Source organism: uncultured Ruminobacter sp. (assembly GCA_902764345.1).
In the GTDB taxonomy this organism is placed as follows: domain Bacteria; phylum Pseudomonadota; class Gammaproteobacteria; order Enterobacterales; family Succinivibrionaceae; genus Ruminobacter.
In genome coordinates this window covers 1-20,078 of sequence record CACWVT010000041.1, presented here as the reverse complement: position 1 = coordinate 20,078, position 20,078 = coordinate 1, and the positions used below count along the sequence as shown (strand labels likewise).

The 20,078-nt window shown below is 44.4% G+C and carries 16 protein-coding genes and 1 other RNA gene; 2 read left to right on the top strand and 15 right to left on the bottom strand.

Annotated elements, in window-relative coordinates; genetic code table 11:
• Window positions 1-323: 323 nt before the first annotated feature.
• The 15 genes from ftsZ to rsmI all read right to left on the bottom strand — a co-directional run bounded on the left by ftsZ (window position 324) and on the right by rsmI (window position 17,542).
• Window positions 324-1,559, bottom strand: coding sequence for a cell division protein FtsZ (ftsZ, locus tag QZU58_RS07810; RefSeq protein WP_294495933.1), 1,236 nt, complete (start codon window positions 1,557-1,559; stop codon window positions 324-326).
• 334 nt (window positions 1,560-1,893) lie between these two features.
• Window positions 1,894-3,204 carry a cell division protein FtsA gene (gene ftsA / locus QZU58_RS07805; RefSeq protein ID WP_294459824.1) on the bottom strand — a complete coding sequence of 437 codons (1,311 nt, stop codon included), beginning with the start codon at window positions 3,202-3,204 and terminating at the stop codon, window positions 1,894-1,896.
• A 2-nt stretch (window positions 3,205-3,206) separates the two neighbouring features.
• A complete protein-coding gene (locus QZU58_RS07800; RefSeq protein ID WP_294495932.1) occupies window positions 3,207-3,860 on the bottom strand; it encodes an FtsQ-type POTRA domain-containing protein in 654 nt (217 codons plus the stop codon).
• A 131-nt stretch (window positions 3,861-3,991) separates the two neighbouring features.
• Complete coding sequence (gene murC / locus QZU58_RS07795) at window positions 3,992-5,431, bottom strand: UDP-N-acetylmuramate--L-alanine ligase (protein ID WP_294495931.1); 1,440 nt, start codon at window positions 5,429-5,431, stop codon at window positions 3,992-3,994.
• A gap of 21 nt (window positions 5,432-5,452) precedes the next feature.
• A complete protein-coding gene (gene murG / locus QZU58_RS07790; RefSeq protein WP_294460920.1) occupies window positions 5,453-6,538 on the bottom strand; it encodes an undecaprenyldiphospho-muramoylpentapeptide beta-N-acetylglucosaminyltransferase in 1,086 nt (361 codons plus the stop codon).
• Window positions 6,539-6,547: 9 nt separating this feature from the next.
• Window positions 6,548-7,813 carry a putative lipid II flippase FtsW gene (gene ftsW, locus QZU58_RS07785; protein ID WP_294460919.1) on the bottom strand — a complete coding sequence of 422 codons (1,266 nt, stop codon included), beginning with the start codon at window positions 7,811-7,813 and terminating at the stop codon, window positions 6,548-6,550.
• Entirely contained in the window at window positions 7,813-9,114 is a 1,302-nt protein-coding gene (murD, locus tag QZU58_RS07780) for a UDP-N-acetylmuramoyl-L-alanine--D-glutamate ligase (RefSeq protein WP_294460916.1), read from the bottom strand. The genes ftsW and murD overlap by 1 nt, the downstream gene beginning before the upstream one ends.
• Before the next feature lie 10 nt (window positions 9,115-9,124).
• Window positions 9,125-10,219 (bottom strand): phospho-N-acetylmuramoyl-pentapeptide-transferase, encoded by a 1,095-nt coding sequence (gene mraY, locus QZU58_RS07775; protein WP_294495930.1) that lies wholly within the window; start codon window positions 10,217-10,219, stop codon window positions 9,125-9,127.
• Entirely contained in the window at window positions 10,213-11,592 is a 1,380-nt protein-coding gene (gene murF / locus QZU58_RS07770) for a UDP-N-acetylmuramoyl-tripeptide--D-alanyl-D-alanine ligase (protein ID WP_294495929.1), read from the bottom strand. The genes mraY and murF overlap by 7 nt, the downstream gene beginning before the upstream one ends.
• A 1-nt stretch (window position 11,593) precedes the next feature.
• On the bottom strand, window positions 11,594-13,057 hold the full coding sequence (locus tag QZU58_RS07765) for a UDP-N-acetylmuramoyl-L-alanyl-D-glutamate--2,6-diaminopimelate ligase (RefSeq protein ID WP_294495928.1): 1,464 nt from the start codon (window positions 13,055-13,057) through the stop codon (window positions 11,594-11,596).
• A 10-nt stretch (window positions 13,058-13,067) separates the two neighbouring features.
• Window positions 13,068-14,873 (bottom strand): penicillin-binding transpeptidase domain-containing protein, encoded by a 1,806-nt coding sequence (locus tag QZU58_RS07760; RefSeq protein WP_294495927.1) that lies wholly within the window; start codon window positions 14,871-14,873, stop codon window positions 13,068-13,070.
• Window positions 14,870-15,229 carry a cell division protein FtsL gene (gene ftsL, locus QZU58_RS07755; RefSeq protein WP_294460906.1) on the bottom strand — a complete coding sequence of 120 codons (360 nt, stop codon included), beginning with the start codon at window positions 15,227-15,229 and terminating at the stop codon, window positions 14,870-14,872. Before ftsL ends, QZU58_RS07760 begins: the two co-directional genes overlap by 4 nt.
• Window positions 15,219-16,160, bottom strand: a complete 942-nt coding sequence (gene rsmH / locus QZU58_RS07750) for a 16S rRNA (cytosine(1402)-N(4))-methyltransferase RsmH (protein ID WP_294495926.1) — start codon at window positions 16,158-16,160, stop codon at window positions 15,219-15,221. The genes ftsL and rsmH overlap by 11 nt, the downstream gene beginning before the upstream one ends.
• Window positions 16,161-16,230: 70 nt before the next feature.
• Window positions 16,231-16,599, bottom strand: an RNA gene (rnpB, locus tag QZU58_RS07745) — RNase P RNA component class A.
• 88 nt (window positions 16,600-16,687) lie between these two features.
• Window positions 16,688-17,542 (bottom strand): 16S rRNA (cytidine(1402)-2'-O)-methyltransferase, encoded by an 855-nt coding sequence (gene rsmI, locus QZU58_RS07740; protein WP_294495925.1) that lies wholly within the window; start codon window positions 17,540-17,542, stop codon window positions 16,688-16,690.
• Window positions 17,543-17,755: 213 nt separating this feature from the next.
• On the opposite strand from rsmI, the gene QZU58_RS07735 reads away from it, so the two are divergent.
• Together QZU58_RS07735 and QZU58_RS07730 are read left to right on the top strand one after the other, a co-directional pair.
• Entirely contained in the window at window positions 17,756-19,363 is a 1,608-nt protein-coding gene (locus QZU58_RS07735) for a penicillin-binding protein activator (protein WP_294495924.1), read from the top strand.
• Between the two features lie 3 nt (window positions 19,364-19,366).
• On the top strand, window positions 19,367-19,999 hold the full coding sequence (locus QZU58_RS07730; protein WP_294495923.1) for a hypothetical protein: 633 nt from the start codon (window positions 19,367-19,369) through the stop codon (window positions 19,997-19,999).
• Window positions 20,000-20,078 lie beyond the last annotated feature (79 nt).

The window sequence follows — 20,078 nt, the reverse complement described above, 5'->3', positions numbered from 1 at the left end:
TTTAGGACCATCTCGGCCAGAGTCTTCAACAATAGTATTAACCGGTCTTTTAACCTTTCTGATTTCTTCAGGAACCTTCATAAAAACACCTCTTATATAGTCCGTATTATATCATAAACGGACTAATAAAGACATAAAATAATGATAATTTTGCAAAGAAATCACTAACTTTTACGGTAAAACAGGAGTTAAAAAGGCAGATTATTTCCAGAAAACAGGTGAAACAAATTAATTTTTGATATGATTTGAAAAGAAACGACCTCAGAACAAGAAGGTTTCTATAGTCCTGAGGTTTGTGAAAGTTTTAATCTAATTATGTCAGATTAGTTCGATTTCTTTGTCAACCATGCAGGTAACTCACATGATGAATCTGAAGTGTCGTTCTTAACGACATTTGAAACATCGGCAAACATATCACCCTGAGAAGACAGATCATTCTTCTGATTTAAAGGAGTATTCATAAACATGCTTGAAACACCCGCATTCTCATCTGAGCAGTCACTGTTAAGCAGAGACTGACCAAGAATGGTGTTGATGTTTTCGGAAGCAGGCTTATCAACCTCTGTCAGACCTGCAAGCACTATCGTTACGTGAACGGCATCAGGCTTCATGTTAGGATTGATTACACAACCGAACTTGGTATCTGAATCCTCGGTAGCAAAACTTCTCTGAAGAAGTGAACCCAGTTTTGTATACTGTTCCAGACCGAGCTCTTCATTCATGGTTACGTTCACGATTATGCCGCGAGCTTTACAGTTAGAGAAATCTTCAAGAAGCGGACAGCTGACCGCACTCTGAATAGCCTGTTCAACGGCATTTTCACCTTCACCTTCACCCATACCGATAAGAGCGGTACCTGAACGGAGAAGCATGGTTCTTATATCATTGAAGTCGAGATTCTGGTAACCGCATCTTTCAATAACGTCAGCAATACCCTGAACGGCTCTCTTAAGCACGTTGTTACATTCCTGAAATGCGCGAACCAGAGAGATGTTCTTTGGCAGATATTTAAGTAACTTATCATTAGGGATGACAATGAGTGCATCAACCTCTTCCCTAAGTTTTTCAATACCCTGTTCAGCCTTGAGAAGCTGCTTCTTACCTTCAAATGAAAACGGCTTGGTAACAATGGCCACGGTCAGGGCACCCAGCTCCTTACGGGCAACGTTTGCAATTACAGGAGACGCACCGGTACCGGTACCGCCGCCCATACCGGCAGTAATGAATACAATATCGCATTTACCGATATTGTCACGCAGAACCTCTCTGCTTTCTTCAGCCGCATTTCTGCCTATTTCAGGGTTAGAACCTGAACCAAGACCTCTAGTGGTATTAACACCAATCTGAATTCTGTTTTTGGCAGTATTGGAGTTTAACGCCTGTAAATCAGTGTTCACCACCAGGAAATCGACATTATTTACTTCTTCATTAATCATGTGCTGAACGGTGTTACCACCGCCGCCACCGACGCCAATAACCTTAATTACAGCCTTACCATTGTCTGCAGGAACGTATTCAGGTTCGGCAGAAGCATCTGCCGCATGTAAAATATCACTCATTTTAAAACACAACTCCACACATGATTTGTCACTTACAAACCATAAAATTAACCTTAACCAGCCCTGCACAATTTAATGAATCAGCCAACTATGCGACTGAACATCTCACCGGACAGCTGAAAAAATATCAGTAATCACAAAGAAACGGAATTACCAATATTAACAAAATATTCTGCAATGCAGGATGAAACATGCATGATAACTATATAACAGAAAGTAAAACTATTATCTACTATAATTTACTTAAAACAAGTGGATGATCCCACAGATCATCCTGTTCACAAGATAATCGTTCCTAAGAAAAATGGAAGCGTCATTCGTCCCGTGAATGATTTTACATATTACCGTTCCACCAGTCAGCAAGCTTCTGTTTAAAATTCCAGAAGGCACTGCTCTGTTCTCTGGATTTCTTGTGACTTTCCATGATTTCGCTGAATCTGATAAGCCCTAAGGTTGCACATCCTGAATATGTATCTATGGCATCCGTAAGTCCGTTCAGCTTCTGTTTGTCAACCTGATGAATTCGAATCTTTTTAGCGTAGGCACTCATACCGTTTTTCATGAAGATTTTGGCCACGCATTCATCAAGATTTCTGATTTCCGCACCACCGCCCGCAAACACGAAACCGGCTCCGAGAGTCAGTTCTCCGTTTTCCGTATTAACTTCATTCAGAGTTGTAAGAACCTTCATGATAAGCTGGTTATAACCGGCCTCGATTGACTCTGCAAGATCGCCCTGGTTGATGGTCTTTGTCTGGTCATTCCTTTTAATGCTGACTGCTTTTCCGGAAATCAGGTTATTGGAAATGGCGAGGCCGTAATCACATTTAATCTTTTCAGCCTCTCTTTCACTTAATCCGTAGGTAACGGCAATATTCTGTGTAATCTTGTCACCGCCATAAGGGCAGGATCCGACGTATATGCAATGTCCTTTATCAAAAACCGTAATGCCGGTACTGCTCTTGCCTATGTCAAGAACGCAGACTCCGAATCTCTTTTCTGTATCGTCGGCGGCAGAATAAGCGGTAGCCTGTCCACTGAACACAAACTCCGGAGCATATTCTGTTTCGATGCAGCAGAGAGCCCGTCTCACATTGTCCAGAAACGAGCTTTGAGCATAAACCTGATGTATATAGGTTCTCAACTGACCACCAGTCATATCAAGAGGATCTTCCACACTGCTGTTGGAATCAACCTGATAACAGTTTGGAATGGCGGTTATCAGTTCGTAATCCTTTATTTTAAGGGAATTAGCCACATAATTTGCTCTGGCAATATCTTCCTCGGTAATCGGTCCGCGACGCAGTTCGCAGGATCCGGTGTTATTCTTATATGTGATAAAGCGGCCGGGAACAGACACAAAAATCCTTGGATTATTGATTTTCGGAAGAGTATTCTCATCATAGGATCTGAGCACAATGTTCTGGGACATATTGTAAGCAACTGAAATATTTTCTTTCAGCTTATCCATGCTGACAATGCCGTCAGCATTCATACCCGTAGTCCTGCACTTACCGTAACCGATAATTCTGATACTGTCATCATCGTAAAGAATTGCACTGCATACTTTTATTTCACTGGTTCCCAGATCAATAGATACTATATAATCCTGTGTAGTGATTTTATTTAAGTCGTTGGCCGCCATTATTATTTTCCGCTTGAGTCAATCCACTTTACCGCAATACCGGTATCATATCGCAAGTCAATATATTCTATAGTATTTTTATTCTCAATATGTGGATATGCTTCTATAAAATTTCCCAACCTCCACATAAAAACATTGTTCTGTTCAGTAACAAATCCAACATCATCATTTCGGCCCAGAATCAGAGGAAGACCGTCATCAAGTTTCAGACTCCATACATTACTTTCGTTTATGCTTAATTCAGATATGCGAAAACCATATTTTTCCAGGAAAAGATTAACGTCACAGTACATCTCATAAACAGAACGGGCAAGTTTTTCAGGCCCGCTCAGAATGGGAGTACCTTCGGGTAAAACTGCTTTTTCCGGATAAATTACACTCCAGTCAGTCACAAGTATCCCATCATTGTAGTAAGCAATGGGTTTATGTTCACTAATTTGTATGGAGAGAATGTCAGGGAGCTTTTTCTGCATTGTGACCCGACTGATCCACGGCATTGTTTCCATGTAGGTTCTGACCTGAGACAAATCCATGGTATACAGGTTATGGCTCTCTGGATTCGCCATAAAGAACTCTTCAACCTCCTGTCTGTCCAGATAATGCAGGTCACCCTTAATCTGGATCTGCCTGACCGGTATCCCGTCGACGTCTGTCATGACGGTATGGACTTTCCTGATCAGGTAAAATTCAGAAACAAGTACGGCAATAAAAAACAATACCCCGAGGATATATGATCCTCTGGTTACTCCGGTGTCATTCCGCCGTACTTTCTTATTTCTGGACACAGTTAGTTTCTTTCCTTCATTTTGGCAATATCAAGTTTGTATTCGGCAAGCACCTTAGCAAGTTTACCAACATTGCCGGCACCCTGAGTCAGAAGAATGTCGCCATCCTTAATCACATCCGCAACAACCCCCGGAACCTCGTCAGCTGATGACACGAAATAAGGTTCAACCCTGCCTCTCAATCTGATTGATCTGCATAATGAACGGCCGTCCGCACCGACAATAGGATCTTCGCCTGCAGGATACACATCCAACAGAATCAGCTCGTCCACAAGGCCTAGAACTTCGATAAAGTCCTCAAAGCAGTCTCTTGTTCTGGTATAACGGTGCGGCTGAAAAATCATGACAAGACGACGATCAGGCCAACCGGCACGAACGGCATTAATTGTGGCTCTTACCTCACTAGGATGATGACCGTAGTCATCAACAAGCTTAACCATGCCTCTGCCTGTTTCAAATTCGCCATACTGTTCAAAACGTCTGCCAACCCCCTGGAATGATCCCAGGGCATCAATGATGGATTTGTCATCGATTTCACTTTCAGTGGCCACAGCTATGGCTGCTGCGGCATTCAGAGCCATATGGAAGCCCGGAATGGTCAATCTGATATCAAGAACTGAGCCATCCTTTCTCCTCACCTTAAAGGTAGAACTGTCAGTATGCTGCTTAAAATCATAAACTCTTACGTCACTGTCCTCTCTGGCTCCATAGGTAATTACGCTTCTGCCGATTTGAGGAAGGAGTTCCCTTATTACCGGATCGTCATTACATACAACGGCAACACCGTAAAAAGGAAGGTTATGCAGGAACTCTATGAAGGTAGCCTTAAGCTTGGCAAAATCGCCGCCGTAAGTATCCATATGATCTTCTTCAATATTGGTTACCACGGACATCATTGGCTGCAGATGAAGAAATGACGCATCGGACTCGTCAGCCTCTGCAATAAGATAACGCCCCGTACCAAGTCTGGCATTTACGCCGGCACTGTTTAACAGTCCGCCTATAACGAAGGTAGGATCCCTTCCTGCCTGGGCATATATGCTTGAAATGAGACTGGTTGTCGTGGTTTTGCCGTGAGTTCCCGCAACGGCAATGCCAAAACGGTATCTCATCAGTTCTGCAAGCATTTCAGCTCTGCGAACTACGGGAATGCGCAACTCAACGGCTCTCAGCCATTCAGGATTATTCTTCTTAATCGCACTGGAAATAACCACCACACTGGCATTTTCGACGTTTTTGCTGTCATGACCGATAAAAACCCTGATACCTTTACTTTCAAGGTGTCTGGTCGTGCTGCTGGCCATTATGTCGGAACCAGTTACTTCATAACCTTCATTGGCTAATACTTCCGCAATTCCATTCATGCCGGCGCCACCAATGCCGACAAAATGAATACGACGTACTTTATGCATCTGCGGTACTTCAAAATCTGTTTTTGACATAAATACTCCGAATTATTAAAGTTATGAAGCCTTGTCAGCCAGTTCCATACAAACTCTGGCTGCTGCTTCAGTGGCATCCAGCTTTGCCATACTGCCGGCTATTCTGCTGACTTCAGAGATTTTATCACGGTTGTCGGACCAATCCTTAAGAATGTCAGCAAGTTTTTCAGGTGTAAGTTCAGACTGAGGCATGCATATCGCACCACCTTTATCAGACAGATATCTGGCATTCTTTGTCTGATGGTCGTCAACGGCAGTAGGCAGCGGTACAAATACCGCCGGCATTCCGGCTGCGGATACCTCGGCCAGAGTCAGTGCGCCAGCACGACATATAATAACGTCGTTTGCGGTATATGCAGAAGCCATGTCAGATATAAAATCACATACCGTAAAGTTTTCAACATTAAGTTCTTTATATACGGCTTCAACAGCCTTACTGTTTCCCTTTCCCGTCTGATGTGTGATTTTAATGCCGGCTCCGTTCTTATTGGCCATCGCCACAGCCTGAGGAACCAGTTCATTCAAAGCCCTTGCACCAAGACTGCCGCCAATTACCAGCACGTTCAGATTAGGATGATTAAAATCCTTAGGCAGAGCGGCGTTTAATGCAACAACCTCCGCACGAACCGGATTACCGACATAAGATGCATTCTTTTTGTCTATGGCTCCGGGGAAACCGAGAAGCACCTTATCAGCTATTTTTGATAAAATTCTGTTGGTTATTCCCGGTGAGGCATTCTGTTCATGAAGTACAAGAGGAATACCACAGAGTTTGGCGGCTATTCCGCCGGGACCTGAAGCATACCCGCCCATGCCGAGCACAACGTCCGGCTTGAATTTTCTTATTATTCTGAGAGCTTCGAATACAGCTCTGATAATAGTGAAAGGAGCGACAAGATAACCTTTAACTCCGTTTCTTCTCAGACCACTGATTTTTATGAATTCAATTTTAAAACCATGGGCCGGAACAAGTTCGGCTTCCATTTTTTCCCTGGTGCCAAGCCACAGAACCTCATAACCGTATTTCGAAGAAAGTTCTTTGGCTACCGCAAGCCCCGGAAAAACATGACCTCCGGTACCCCCTGCCATTACTAATATCTTTTTCATTGCATAGTCCTACGAATTCAATATTTTATTATCGTTCCCGGCGACCTGCCTGCCACCTTCGTGTGAACGTTTATTTACCTGTTTATACCTCATCTGAGCCTTTCTGATTCTGTTAAAGTAGCTGCATTTGCGTTCGTAGCTTATGCGCAACAGAATACACACCGCCATCACTGAGGATATGAGACTCGTACCGCCGTAACTTATAAACGGCATGGTCAATCCCTTTGTAGGGAAGAGGGCACAGATAACCCCCATGTTTATAATACATTGGACACCAAACCAGGTTGATATGCCGATGGCACAGAACCCGTGGAAATAATTGCGATCCGTCTTTGAACTTAATGCCTCAAATCCCATCATAAAACCGCGAACAATCAGCATGAGTTCCAATATGAAAACAACCAGGACGGCAATAAAGCCACACTCCTCGCTCACTATCGACATAATAAAGTCAGTATGAGGTTCAGGAATGTAGCTCAGTTTAATTTCACTGTTGCCAAGGCCCTGTCCCCACAATCCGCCTTTGGCAATGGCAATAAGCGACATGCACAGCTGGAACCCCGTTCCGGTCCTGCTTTCAAAAGGATTGTAGAAACTGGTTATCTTCCCCATGCGATACGGGTCCTGTATCAGAAGAAGCACGCCGATAAGGGATAAAACCCCTGCAGTAAATATAACCTTCCACTGCATGCCGGCAATAAAAAGTGTCACCATTAAAATTGCACCGATGATCACCATTGTCCCCATGTCCCTCTGGAGCATGAGTATGAAAAGAAAAATCGCTATCGGTATGGCAACAAGAATGTTACACCAGATGCTGTTTATTTCATCATGATGGCGCTGAATATACCCGGAAACAAACAGAATCAGCGAAAGTTTCATGAATTCCGAGGGTTGGATATTACAAAATCCCAGTGACAGCCAGCGCTTGGCACCATTTATGTCTCTGCCGACAAAGACCACAAGCAGGCTGAGCACGGCCACAAACAGGACAATCTTCCATCTCCCCCAATCGTACCACCTTTTGGTACTTACGTTTAAAAGGACCATGAATATGAATATGGAAATCACGCAGTAGCCAAGCTGTCTCAGCATATAGTGTGTTTCAGTTCCGAACTTCTCCACACTTACGTAAATAGAGGATGAATATATGGCTATCAGCCCTATAACCGTAAGAATAGCAGGCAAAACGATATACCAGGTGTCAAACATGACCCCGTCATTCAGACTGTATTTCTTATCCCCGTTTCCCAATAATCTGGTCCAAAACGACATTACAGCTTCCTTACCAGTTCTGCAAAAACATCACCGCGTTCTTCAAAACTCTTGAACTGGTCCAAACTTGCACATGCAGGAGCCAGCAGCACGACATCTCCGGGCTGGGCAATCTCGTCATGAGCAATTCTGATTGCCTCGGCCATATCGGCGGTAAGTCTTGTCTGCTCACCGAGCGAGGCCAGCATTGCTCCGTCTTTTCCAAAACAAAGCATATAGGAAATTTCCTTACCGAGCATGTTCTTTATCGGTGTAAAATCCTGCCCTTTTCCGAGCCCGCCTGCGAGAAGAATGATACGACCGCGCACCCCGTCTTTAAGTCCGGCAACCGCGGCAAGTGTTGAACCTACGTTAGTAGCCTTGGAATCATTATAGTAACGAACCCCGTCAATTTCACGAACCAGCTGGCAGCGGTGAGGCAATCCCTTAAAGCTGCGCAGTACCTTAAGCTGCGCCTCCCTGCTCACACCCAGAGTATCAGCCAGAGCCATGGATGCAAGAGCATTAAGTTCATTGTGGAGACCGGCAATTCCAATTTCGGTATTCTTAATGAGAGGTTCTCCGTTGACGCTTAACCAAACTTCACCGTTCTTAACAATTCTGCCGTAATCTCTGTCATCACATCCGAAACTTGAATAATATTCCCCTGATGGAGGAATTGTCGCATTATCCTCTCGACTTACAATAATCTTATCGGCATTTCTGAAAATTCTCTGCTTTGCTTCAAGATAAAGCTGCATACTGCCATCATATCTGTCGAGGTGATCCTCACTTAAATTTAAAATTACGGCACCTGCCAGTTTAAGACTGGAAGTGGTCTCCAGTTCAAAGCTTGACAGCTCAAGCACGTATGCATCGACATCATCAGCAATGACATCGAGTGCGGGAATGCCGATATTGCCTCCCATACCGCACTTCTTACCGTCCGCCTCAACCATAAGTGCAGTCAGCGTAGTCACGGTACTTTTCCCGTTAGAACCGGTTATACCGACTGTCGGAGCCTTGGCATAACGTGCAAATAATTCTATGTCACCGATGATCTCAGTGCCACATTCTCTTGCCTTTACAAGTGCCGGTAACTTTAATGACAATCCCGGACCGACAACAAGACAGTCGAATTGTCCCAGCTTCTCACCGTCAAGCTCCCCTTTACACAGAGTTACTCTTTTATCAAGTTCCGTCTCGCCGGCCGGCTTTTCCCTGGTATCAAAAACAACAGGAACCACACCATGAGCCAACAGAAAATTCACCGTGGAAAGACCGCTCTTTCCCAAACCAACGACAGCAACAGATTCAGACATCATATAATCCTTAACGCAGCTTTAAAGTCACCAAACCAATCAGCACAAGAACAAAAGTAATAATCCAGAAACGGACAATCACGCGGGGCTCAGGCCAACCGCTCTTCTCAAAATGGTGATGAATCGGAGCCATCTTAAAAATACGCTTACCGTTTCTCAACTTATAGGAACCGACCTGAAGAATAACGCTGATTGTTTCAATAACGAAAATACCGCCCATAATGAACAACAGAATCTCTTCCCTGATCACTACTGAAATAACACCGAGCACTGCGCCCAGAGACAGGGAACCGACATCCCCCATGAATACCTGAGCAGGATAGGTATTGAACCACAGGAAACCTAATCCGGCACCAATGATTGACGTACATACCAGACTGCATTCTGCGGCATGAGGAAGATAAGGAATAAAGAGATAATTTGCATACTCGGCATTACTTGTAAGATAGGCAACGATACCCAGACCGGCCGCTACCAATACCGTACAGGTAATAGCCAGACCGTCAAGTCCGTCGGTAAGATTCACGGCATTGGAAGAACCGACTATTACAAAATACACAAAAGGAATAAACAGGAACCCGAGATTTGGCATACAGTCCTTCATAAAAGGAAGAACCAGTTGGGTTTCCGCAGGACTCTTGCTTACCGAATACAGAGTCACACCGATAATAATTGCCACGACTGACTGCCAGAAATACTTATACTTGGCAATAAGTCCCTTTGGATTCTTTCTGACGATTTTTAAAAAATCATCGGCAAAACCAATCAATGCATGACTGATGAGTGCAAACAGAATAATCCATACATGTACATTGTCAAGCTTACACCACAGCAGCATCGTAAGTGCTATAACACCGGTAATCATTATACCGCCCATGGTAGGAGTACCGCGCTTACTGAAATGACTCTCAGGTCCGTCATTACGAACAACCTGACCGAAATGCAGCAGCTGCAGTTTTCTAATCATGTAAGGACCTACCAGCAGAGAAAGTCCAAGTGCGGTAATCAGTGAACAGATCGCTCTGACACTGATATAATTTACAACTCTGAGAAATCCACAGCTCTGAAAGTTATTGGCCAGATAATCAGCCAGCATTACTAACATTTATTACCTCCGCAGCATGATCTGACAAAATCAACAATCTTTTCCATATGCATGAAGTGAGCACCTTTAACCGCTATGGTACAGGTTTCACCATCATCAAGAAATTCCTTTATTTTACATTTAAGCTGTTCTTTGTCTGAAAAGTGAATACCATATTCACCAAAAGCAGCGGATGATTCTGAAGCCAAATCGCCAACACTAAGCAGGAAATCAATCTTACCTGAGGCATAATTCCCTATTGACGCATGAAGGTCACGGGCGCCGGAACCGAGTTCCCCCATATCACCAAAGACAAATACCTTCCTGCCGGGGAACAGTGCAAGGGTATCCACAGACGCTTTAACAGCATTAACAGACGCGTTATAAGCATCATCTATTAAAGTTACCCTGCCAAGTTTTTCCACAAAAAGACGTCCTCTGGAAGGAACGACTGACGAAAGCCCCTTTACCATATTTTCAAGCTTTGCTCCGATAAGAGATGTCAGAGCGGCAGCACACAATGCATTTGCCACATTATGCTTTCCAGGGACACCAAGTTCAATGTCCGCAGATCCAAAAGGAGTCACCATTACAAAAGAGAAACAGCCGTTATCCTGAAGTCTGATGTTCTCAGCCTTAAATGACGCATCCTCTCTTCCATCGGCAGAAAATCCGGTAAGCTTAAGTTTTTCACCGTACTCGCTTTTCCAGTTTGCGTAATAATCATTATCTGCATTGACAACGCCTACTCCGCCGTGAGTAACGGCAAAATCAAGTATTTCACTTTTCGCCCTGTAAACGCCGTCAAGACTGCCAAAACCTTCCAGATGAGCGCTTCCGACATTATTGATTGCCACAGCATCAGGTTCCGCAAGATTTACTATGTAGTTAATTTCCCCCGGATGATTGGCTCCGAGTTCAATCACTGCAAAATCAGTATCTTCATCAATCTGAAGTAATGACAGCGGCACACCCACTGCGTTATTGAAATTTCCCTGAGTTGCAATGGTTTTCCCCATTGTCTTCAATATTGCTGCAGTCATCTCCTTCACGGAAGTCTTACCGCAGGTACCTGTCATGCTTACAACCTTCGCATGCCCCTGACGGCGGTTGAGATTTCCAATAAGCCCCAATGCCCTGCCGGTATCTGATACTACTATCTGAGGAATATCGACATCGCATCTATGATCAACAACAACGGCGGCAGCTCCTGCAGCAGCTATATCCTTAATAAAATCGTGGGCATCAAAGCGTTCACCTTTAAGAGCCACAAACAACGCATCCTTTACGTTCTTGCGCGAATCGGTTTCAATTTTGTCAATAACCAGTTCAGGAGAACCTGTCAGTTCTCCACCCAGGTGATCAGCTATCATTTTAAGCTTTAAAGGAATCATCTTATCTGTCAACTCCGACTAATTTCATTGCAACCTCGCGGTCACTGTAATGGTATTTTGTTTTACCTATAATCTGGTAATCCTCATGCCCCTTTCCTGCAACGAGCAGCACGTCTTTGTCCCCGGAACCAAGGAATGCTTCAGTTATGGCGGACTCACGCTCTTTGATCACCCTATAGTTATCGTATCTGTCCTTCACTCCGGCGACCATCATATCAATTATTCTGTCAGGGTCCTCTGTACGCGGATTATCATTGGTAAATATAACGTGGTCAGAATTTTTACATGCTATTTCAGCCATTTCCGGTCTTTTGCCGGTATCCCGATCACCGCCACATCCGCAAATACAGGTTATCTTACCGAATTTATGTTCCCTTATGGCACCGAGCGCCTTCTCAAGTCCGTCAGGTGTATGTGCGTAATCCACTATAATCATTGGTGATCCGACTTTCTTAAAACATTCCATTCGTCCGTTCACAGCCTTAAGTGCGTGGGCCGATGCCGCAAGTTCAGGGAGTGAGTATCCCTTAACCAGAAGAATACCCAAAGCACAGAGAATGTTTTCGGCATTAAATGATCCGATAAGTGGGGCTTGAAGCTCGGCGCTGCCGAATGATCCGCCAACGGAAATGTGTATACCGTGCGGCAGATACTCTATACTGTCAGCATAGAGAACTCTTTCACCTGCTATTGGTTTGATGCTGTACGCCAAAGCACCAGGCAGTCTGGTCAAAAATTCCGAACCTACTGAGTCATGTGCGTTGATTACGCACTTTTCTGAAGGAACCGACTTAAATAATTCAAATTTTGTTGCAGCGTAGTTTTCCATAGTCTTATGGAAATCCAGATGATCACGACTTAAATTCGTAAATGCGCAAATGTCAAATCTCAGCTCACTGGTGCGACCAAGGGCTATGCCGTGAGATGAAACCTCCATTACTGCAGCCGAAGCTCCGGAATTCTTCATCCCGTACAGTGTTTTTTCAAGCTCCATTGCAGCCAGAGTAGTATTGGCACAAGGTTGCAGAGTAGGATATATTCCTGTACCCAAAGTTCCAAGAAGTCCGGTTCTGCAACCCATCTCCGTCAGCCATGCGGCAACAAGATGAGTTGTGGTACTTTTACCGTTGGTACCGGTAACACCTATAAGTTCCAAATCAGCGGAAGGACATCCGTAGAAAACAGAGGCTATTTTTGCCTGTCTGCGGGAAAGATCCTTAACACCTATGCACGGAACATTCACCGGCTGAGGCACAAAGCCATCCTCCGCATCCTCGTATATAACGGCCGCAGCACCTTTTTCAACAGCCTGGGCAATGGCTGTTCTGGCATCAAAATTAAGTCCCTTAAGGGCAATAAACAGCGATCCCTCACTTACCTGACGGTTATCGCTGCACAGGGCTGATAATTTAACATCCGGGGCCTGAATGTCCAGGGCCTTTGCAATTTCTTTTAAACTTATCATCTAAATCCCTTTAGTTCTTTGCCTGCTTATTCTTCAAATATCTTTCTCTATCTTTGTCTTTAATTGTCTTCATGCTTCCGTCAGGGTTCAGGTCATCCGGAGGAATGTTATACAGTTCCAGGGTTTTCTGCATTACTTCGGAGAAGACCGGACCAGCAACAACGCCGCCGTAGAATTTACCCGCATGAGGTTCGTTAATGATAACAGCCATTGCAAACCTAGGATTACTCATTGGAGCAATACCGACAAAAGAACCCATATAGTATTTCCCGTAGCCGCCACTCTCAGCTACCTTGGCAGTACCTGTTTTCCCGCCGACTCTGTATCCGGGAATACGTGCAAGAGATCCGGTACCGCCGCCTTCAACAACAGATTCCAAAGCCTTAAGCATCCTGTCAGTCTCTTTTTCATTCAAAACTCTGGTTCCTGCAGGAGGTGTGTCAACTTTGGTAATGGACAGAGGCTTTCTGATACCTCTGTTTGCAAAAATACTGTACGCCTGAGCTATCTGCAAAGGTGTCGCTCTTATTCTGTAGCCGTACCCCATTGTTGCTCTTTCCAGATCGCTTATTCTGCTTCTGCTGGTTATCTTAGGCAGAGAACCTGATGATTCACCGACAAGATCGAGATTTGTCTTACTGCCGTAACCGAATATGCGCAAAGTATTAATTATTTCGGATGCTTTCATATCCAGAGCCACATGAGCCATGGCAGTATTTGATGAAAACTTGATAACCTCACTGAGATTGCCGCTGTTCATGGCATGGCTGTCCGTTATCCGTTTACCGTTCACCATAAAAGGTCTGCAGTCAATAATGCGTGTCCAGTTGATTCTGTTATGGGCCAGCGCTCCCATTGCTATCAGAGGCTTTGTTGTGGATCCCGGTTCATATGAATCAGTTACGGATCTGTTTCTTGCACGACGTGATTCGTAATCATCCCTGTTGTTTGGATTGTATGAAGGAGAATTTACCATGGCCAGGATTTCCCCAGTCCAGGCATCAATGAGCACAAGACTGCCTGATGTAGCCTGGTTTATCTCAACGGCGTATTTTAAGGCGGTATAGGCTTTGAACTGAATACGTTCATCTATGCTGAGATACAAATCCTCTGCCTTCTTGCCTTCCTGATACGTCCCCATAAACTCAATAATATTATTCTTATTGTCTTTCTTGATTCTTCGTTTTCCGGGAATTGACAGCAGATAATCATTGAACTGTTTTTCAATGCCTTCCGTACCTATACCGTCAATATTTGTAATTCCCACCAGCTGTGCATTAACTTCTGCGGTAGGGTAATATCTGTGCAGAATCTTTGACTGACTCACACCGGGGATATTCATTTCCTTAATTTGGGCAGCGGCAAAGGCTTCAACCTCTTTGGCCAGCAGAATTTCACCCCTCTGACTTGCATATACCCTGTCTCGAAGAGTCTGATACGGCATACCCACCAGAGTTGCAAGCACTTTAAGCTGCTCATCAAGCTCTTTCCTGCTCTTCTTGGATTCATGAAAGCTCTTTCGATACAGGGATACGGAATGCTTAGGCACGCTGCTTGCCAGCTCTACTCCGTTTCTGTCAAGAATACGCCCTCTGTGAATGTCATCCTCCTGAGTACGGACAATCATGTCGTCACCGCGGGATATGAGCCATTCCGGATTATAAATCATCAGGTAATATATGCGCAGACAGATGCAGACAATCAGAAAAACAAAAAATGCCCACAGAAAATACACACGGCCGGGTGATATTCTGATGGACATATCACCTTCACCGCAGAAAAATTTTTTAATCTTCTGTTTCAGTGCAAATTTCATTTGGAGTTACCGCCGGAACTTCTTACGTCGATAACCTTTTTGTTCTCCACACCGGGATCTGACATTTTCAGATTGTCTTTTGCCAGAGTCCTTACATGTGAATATTCGGTAAGCGTCTGTCTTTCAAGACGCAGGTGCTGGTATTCCTGAACAATCTTATCCTGATGCTTCAGTTCCTGATTCATTCTGATATTGTTTTTTCTGCTGTCCTGAACCTTCGAAATAAGCATACAGCTGACGACAAGAATAACGATAAGACATGTAAAAAAATAAAAGTTATTTTTTACAAAATTTATGACATACCAGCTTAATCCATCCTCCTCGTTAGAAAGAGGATTATTAAAGTTAAAGGCCATTTCCCCACCTCCGGGCCACTCTCAGTACGGCACTGCGTGAGCGCGGATTACTACTGATTTCCTCATCAGAAGGATAAATGGCTTTTCCAACAGTTCTGAACGTACGTGTTTTGAGGATCTCCTCCTCAGAAACCGGAAGACCTCTTGGCGGCTGAATCCCCTTTTCGGATCTGCGCATGAAATTCTTAACAAGACGATCTTCAAGAGAATGGAAGCTTATGACCGAAAGAAGACCTCCGTCAGCCAAAAGCTTTTTGGAATTTTCCAGGGCATTTTCCACCTGATCAAGCTCACTGTTCACCAGGATTCTGATAGCCTGAAAACTTCTTGTTGCAGGATGCTTCCCTTTTTCCTTCACAGGAATAACCCTGGCAATCATACTGCTTAACTGGTGAGTTGACGTAAAAGGAGCTTCCACCCTGTCATGAACTATGGCCGCGGCTATCTTTCTGGCGAAACGTTCCTCACCAAAATCATGAAGCACTCTGGAAATTTCATCGGCCTGCGCTGAATTAATCCAATCCGCAGCACTGAAACCGACGGTTGGATCCATTCTCATATCCAAAGGGCCGTCATTCATAAAGCTAAAGCCTCTTTCAGGATCATCAAGCTGAGGAGATGATACTCCAAGATCCAGCAGCATACCGTCTAAACGGCCAATCACACCGTAGGGTTCAAGAAGAGAGAGTGCATCGGCAAAACAGCCGTGAATTATCGTAAAACGGTTATCGGCGATCTCTCCCGCTGCCTTTATGGCTTCGGGATCTCTGTCTATTGCATACAGATGTCCGTCCGGTCCTAGTCTGGACAGAATTTCACGAGAATGTCCGCCCCTGCCGAAAGTACAATCAAGATATGTACCGTTTGGTTTGATTTCCAGGGCATCAACTGCTTCTTTCAGCAGTACCGTAACATGCTTATAGCCGTTCATTTTTCGACAGTCTGTATAATAGTCAGATATTAAACAATTAATTTGAAAGAAACAGAGATCTTTGAATTATCCAGTGAGTTGGTCTGTAAGCCGGGTTCTGTTCTGATTTCTCAGTGGTGATCATTCCTCTAGACCGGCAATTGCTTACCGGCTCAAGCGACCAACCCGCCCCTTACGCGGGCAGCGTCAATGAGGCCTATTTGGTCTTGCTCCGGGTGGAGTTTACCATGCCATGAACTGTCACCAGTCATGCGGTGCGCTCTTACCGCACCATTTCACCCTTACCGTTAGACGGCGGTTTACTTTCTGTTGCACTGGTCGTGGACTTTCATCCCCTAGACGTTATCTAGCACCCTGCCCTGTGGAGCCCGGACTTTCCTCCCCTCCATGCGTCTGCCTTACGGCACAACCATGGAGCAGCGATCACCCGACCAACTCGCGGTGATTATATCATATATATCACTAACTTTATACTTTACTGATAAAAGAATATTACACATTAAATCAATGTGTAATATTAAACTCCGTCACTGGCAGTCAGTGTGATTCAGCAGGTAATCATAGAGCTCGTTTTTGCGCAGATCATACATTTTGGCAACCAGTGAACAGACTTTTTTCGGAGGCAGTTCACCGGAAAGAAGTTCCATCATTTTCTTTGCTTCGGCAGTAATGGTCTCGTCCTCATCCTTCTTTCTGTAAGGAGCGAGAACAATTACCATCTCTCCCTTAAGGACATTCGGATCTTCATTCAGAACCTCACCGAGTCTGTCGCATGTCGTGTAGTACTTTGTCTCAAAAGTTTTGGTAAGTTCCCTTGCCACCATGACTCTGCGATCACCAAAAACCTCTGCCAGAATTTTTGCCGTATCAAAAATACGGCGCGGAGCCTCGTAGAAAATCATTGTTCGCTCTTCAGTAACCAGTGAAGCAAGCTTGTCGCGAAGGGCTTTTTCCTTTACCGGCAGAAATCCCTCAAAGCTAAATCTGTCACTTGGCATGCCGGAAGCACACAGAGCCGTAATTGCCGCACACGGTCCGGGAAGCGGATAAACCTTTATGCCCTTTTGTACGCATGCCGCCACAAGATGATATCCGGGATCCGATACCATCGGAGTTCCGGCGTCCGAAATAAGTGCCACGGAATTCCCTTCTTCGATGATGGCAGTTATCCTGTCAGCTTTTTCCGCTTCATTATGGTCATGAAAACTTATCAGCTTCGGAGATTTAACGCCTATGCTTTCCAAAAGCGGCAGGGAATGTCTGGTGTCTTCGGCACATATGACATCAGCCATCTTCAGAACTTCACAGGCTCTGGCTGTAATGTCTTCCCTGTTTCCGATAGGTGTCGGAACGATATAAAGCGCATTCTGCATTTCGAGCATTTTTAATAACCTTATACTACTTATCCACAAGCAAAACGTGTATAATAACCAACAGCAATAGTTGTCACTTTTGAGAATTCACAAATGTTCACAAAACATAAGCATTTTAAATTATCTTCAGTTATTTATACACTGTTATTTTTAACTTCACTGAACGCCTGTAGCGTCCTTTCAGGACACGACTCAACCCTCAGACCACAGCCTTTTGGAACAATGGATCATGATTCATCATGGTATTCATCTCAGCTGAGTGCTTCAGTTCCGGAATACAATTACGACTGGCAGATTCTGCTTGCCAGAGCATATTCAAACGAAGGCAACACCGGTGCTGCTTCAGAGGTAGTCAGACAGATGAGGGAAACCGCTGTTACCCCTCTGCAGGGTAATATTGCGGACATTATTGATGCCCAGGTCCAATCAAGAGCAGGCAACTATAAGGCCGCATCCAACATACTGAGCTCAATCAACGTAATGACACTTCCTGCCGATGTGGCAAACTATTACTACTCACTTTCAGCCAGAGTTGACGAAGCTACAGGCAAATATCTCGATGCCGGACTCAACTATCTGAATCTGGCTGATTCGGTTAATGCCGACAAAAAGGCTGCAATATATGAAAGAGCGTCTGTGGCTCTCTCAAAAGCATCACCTAAGGAACTTATGAACGCCTACAGACAGGCAAGAAAGAATGGTGATGAAACAACCTGCGGATTCATTGAATTTGCTCTTATCAACAAGAATCAGAGTGCAAAATCCAAAGAACGTCTGATGAAATCCTTCATGGAAAAGTATCCTGATCACCCGGTACTTGCCAAGAAGACGGTATCCGCAAACGAATTAAAAGACACATCAACAGCCAGCGGCAACCTCGGCAATGGTGACACAATAGCCGTATTCCTCCCTCTTTCAGGACCATATGCAAAAATTATAGGCAACCCTGTTAAGGTTGGTATTTTAAGTTCATACAGAGACAGAGGCATCAGCTTAAATCTCAAATTCTACGACACCGCCGCCTCATCAATTCCTGTTCTCTACAGTCAGGCTAAGGCTGACAAGGCAAAGATTATTATCGGACCAATCATTAAAGAACAGGTTAACGATTTGATGGCTCAAAAGCCTACCATTCCTGTAATAGCTCTCAATCAGGGAAGTGCTCAGCCTAACTCATCCAATATATACTATCTTACCCTCGCTCCTGAAAACGATATGTACAATGCGTCACTGGAGATGCAGAAGGATCACATCAACTCACCTGTCATCATAGCTCCAAGAAATGAAAGAGGTGACAGAATGGCAAACGCCCTTAACAGCTATTGGACAGCTGATAACAGAAAGGGTATCAGTTTATGTTATTACGAAGACATGAACACAATCGAAAGCACGGTAAAGAGCTGCCTGAACAGCTATAAGACCTATGACGGCGTCTACATCTACGGCACCCCGCTGGAAACCTCAAAAATTAAGGACAGTGCCCGCGCATACATCGGTGACAGTGCCATTTATTATGCCGGCTCAAAGAGCAACGATGGTTTAACACAGTCTGCCATAGCAGCAAGCCTTAATGGTATTAAACTCGGCGATCAGCCTTGGATGCTCAAGGACAGCAGTGCCAAGAGAAGAATCCAGGAAGTTCTGCCAAAGGCTAACGGCGATACCCTCAGAAGTTTTGCCATCGGTTATGACTCTCTGAATCTTGCTCTCCATCTGAAGGATCTTACTGAAAACAAAGGACAGTCAATAAGAGGCCTCAGCGGTGACATCAGCATTACCGAGAACGGTAAGTTAAAACGTATTATCACCTGGATAAGAGTAGGAAATTAATAAGTGACTGACAATATTCAGCAATACCTTGAAAGTACAATCAGCAGGTGTCTTGAAGACACCATGACGGCTGTAACCAGCGTTCCGCAGGAAGCTCTGGAGAACATGGAAACGGCGGCAGCCGTGATGAGTCTCAGCCTTCCTGACAACAAAATAATTTGCCTCGGAAGCTCACTGTGCCAGCCGTTGTGCTCCATCTTCACGCAGGTGCTTAATAGCAACCACATGTACACAACCCAGAAAATAAACGCCGTCACTCTTAACAATGACGCCGTACAGATGAACCATCTGTATCCTAATCTGGGCATAGAAGAATCATTAAAGGTTCAATTTGACAGTGTGGTGAAGATGAATGACTGTCTGATGATAATTTCAGATAATGCAAACGAAAGTCAGAACTTCCTCAGCGTCATACAGTATGCACACGAATGCCAAATTCCGATTATTGCAATAAATCATCTTCATGATAACGTTATGAAGGATCTGCTTAATGAAGATGACATTCAGATAGTGCTTCACACTCAGAATACAGCCAATTTCACGGAAGTAGTTCTGGTAATCCTGAACGTATTTAACGTATTCCTCCGCGATATCGGAAATCAGGATAACAGCGTTGCCGAAACTTTGTTGTTTTAAACATATACGAAAAATAATTTAATGGAAGTTGCAGAAAATACAAGACTTCCATAATTTTTTGCGGTATAATATAAACATA

Bases quoted from the DNA above. Each gene is read 5' to 3' on its own strand.
- ftsZ (WP_294495933.1), bottom strand. From the start codon at position 1,559: ATGAGTGATATTTTACATGCGGCAGATGCTTCTGCCGAACCTGAATAC.
- ftsA (WP_294459824.1), bottom strand. From the start codon at position 3,204: ATGGCGGCCAACGACTTAAATAAAATCACTACACAGGATTATATAGTA.
- QZU58_RS07800 (WP_294495932.1), bottom strand. From the start codon at position 3,860: ATGACAGACGTCGACGGGATACCGGTCAGGCAGATCCAGATTAAGGGT.
- murC (WP_294495931.1), bottom strand. From the start codon at position 5,431: ATGTCAAAAACAGATTTTGAAGTACCGCAGATGCATAAAGTACGTCGT.
- murG (WP_294460920.1), bottom strand. From the start codon at position 6,538: ATGAAAAAGATATTAGTAATGGCAGGGGGTACCGGAGGTCATGTTTTT.
- ftsW (WP_294460919.1), bottom strand. From the start codon at position 7,813: ATGTCGTTTTGGACCAGATTATTGGGAAACGGGGATAAGAAATACAGT.
- murD (WP_294460916.1), bottom strand. From the start codon at position 9,114: ATGTCTGAATCTGTTGCTGTCGTTGGTTTGGGAAAGAGCGGTCTTTCC.
- mraY (WP_294495930.1), bottom strand. From the start codon at position 10,219: ATGTTAGTAATGCTGGCTGATTATCTGGCCAATAACTTTCAGAGCTGT.
- murF (WP_294495929.1), bottom strand. From the start codon at position 11,592: ATGATTCCTTTAAAGCTTAAAATGATAGCTGATCACCTGGGTGGAGAA.
- QZU58_RS07765 (WP_294495928.1), bottom strand. From the start codon at position 13,057: ATGATAAGTTTAAAAGAAATTGCAAAGGCCCTGGACATTCAGGCCCCG.
- QZU58_RS07760 (WP_294495927.1), bottom strand. From the start codon at position 14,873: ATGAAATTTGCACTGAAACAGAAGATTAAAAAATTTTTCTGCGGTGAA.
- ftsL (WP_294460906.1), bottom strand. From the start codon at position 15,229: ATGGCCTTTAACTTTAATAATCCTCTTTCTAACGAGGAGGATGGATTA.
- rsmH (WP_294495926.1), bottom strand. From the start codon at position 16,160: ATGAACGGCTATAAGCATGTTACGGTACTGCTGAAAGAAGCAGTTGAT.
- rsmI (WP_294495925.1), bottom strand. From the start codon at position 17,542: ATGCTCGAAATGCAGAATGCGCTTTATATCGTTCCGACACCTATCGGA.
- QZU58_RS07735 (WP_294495924.1), top strand. From the start codon at position 17,756: ATGGATCATGATTCATCATGGTATTCATCTCAGCTGAGTGCTTCAGTT.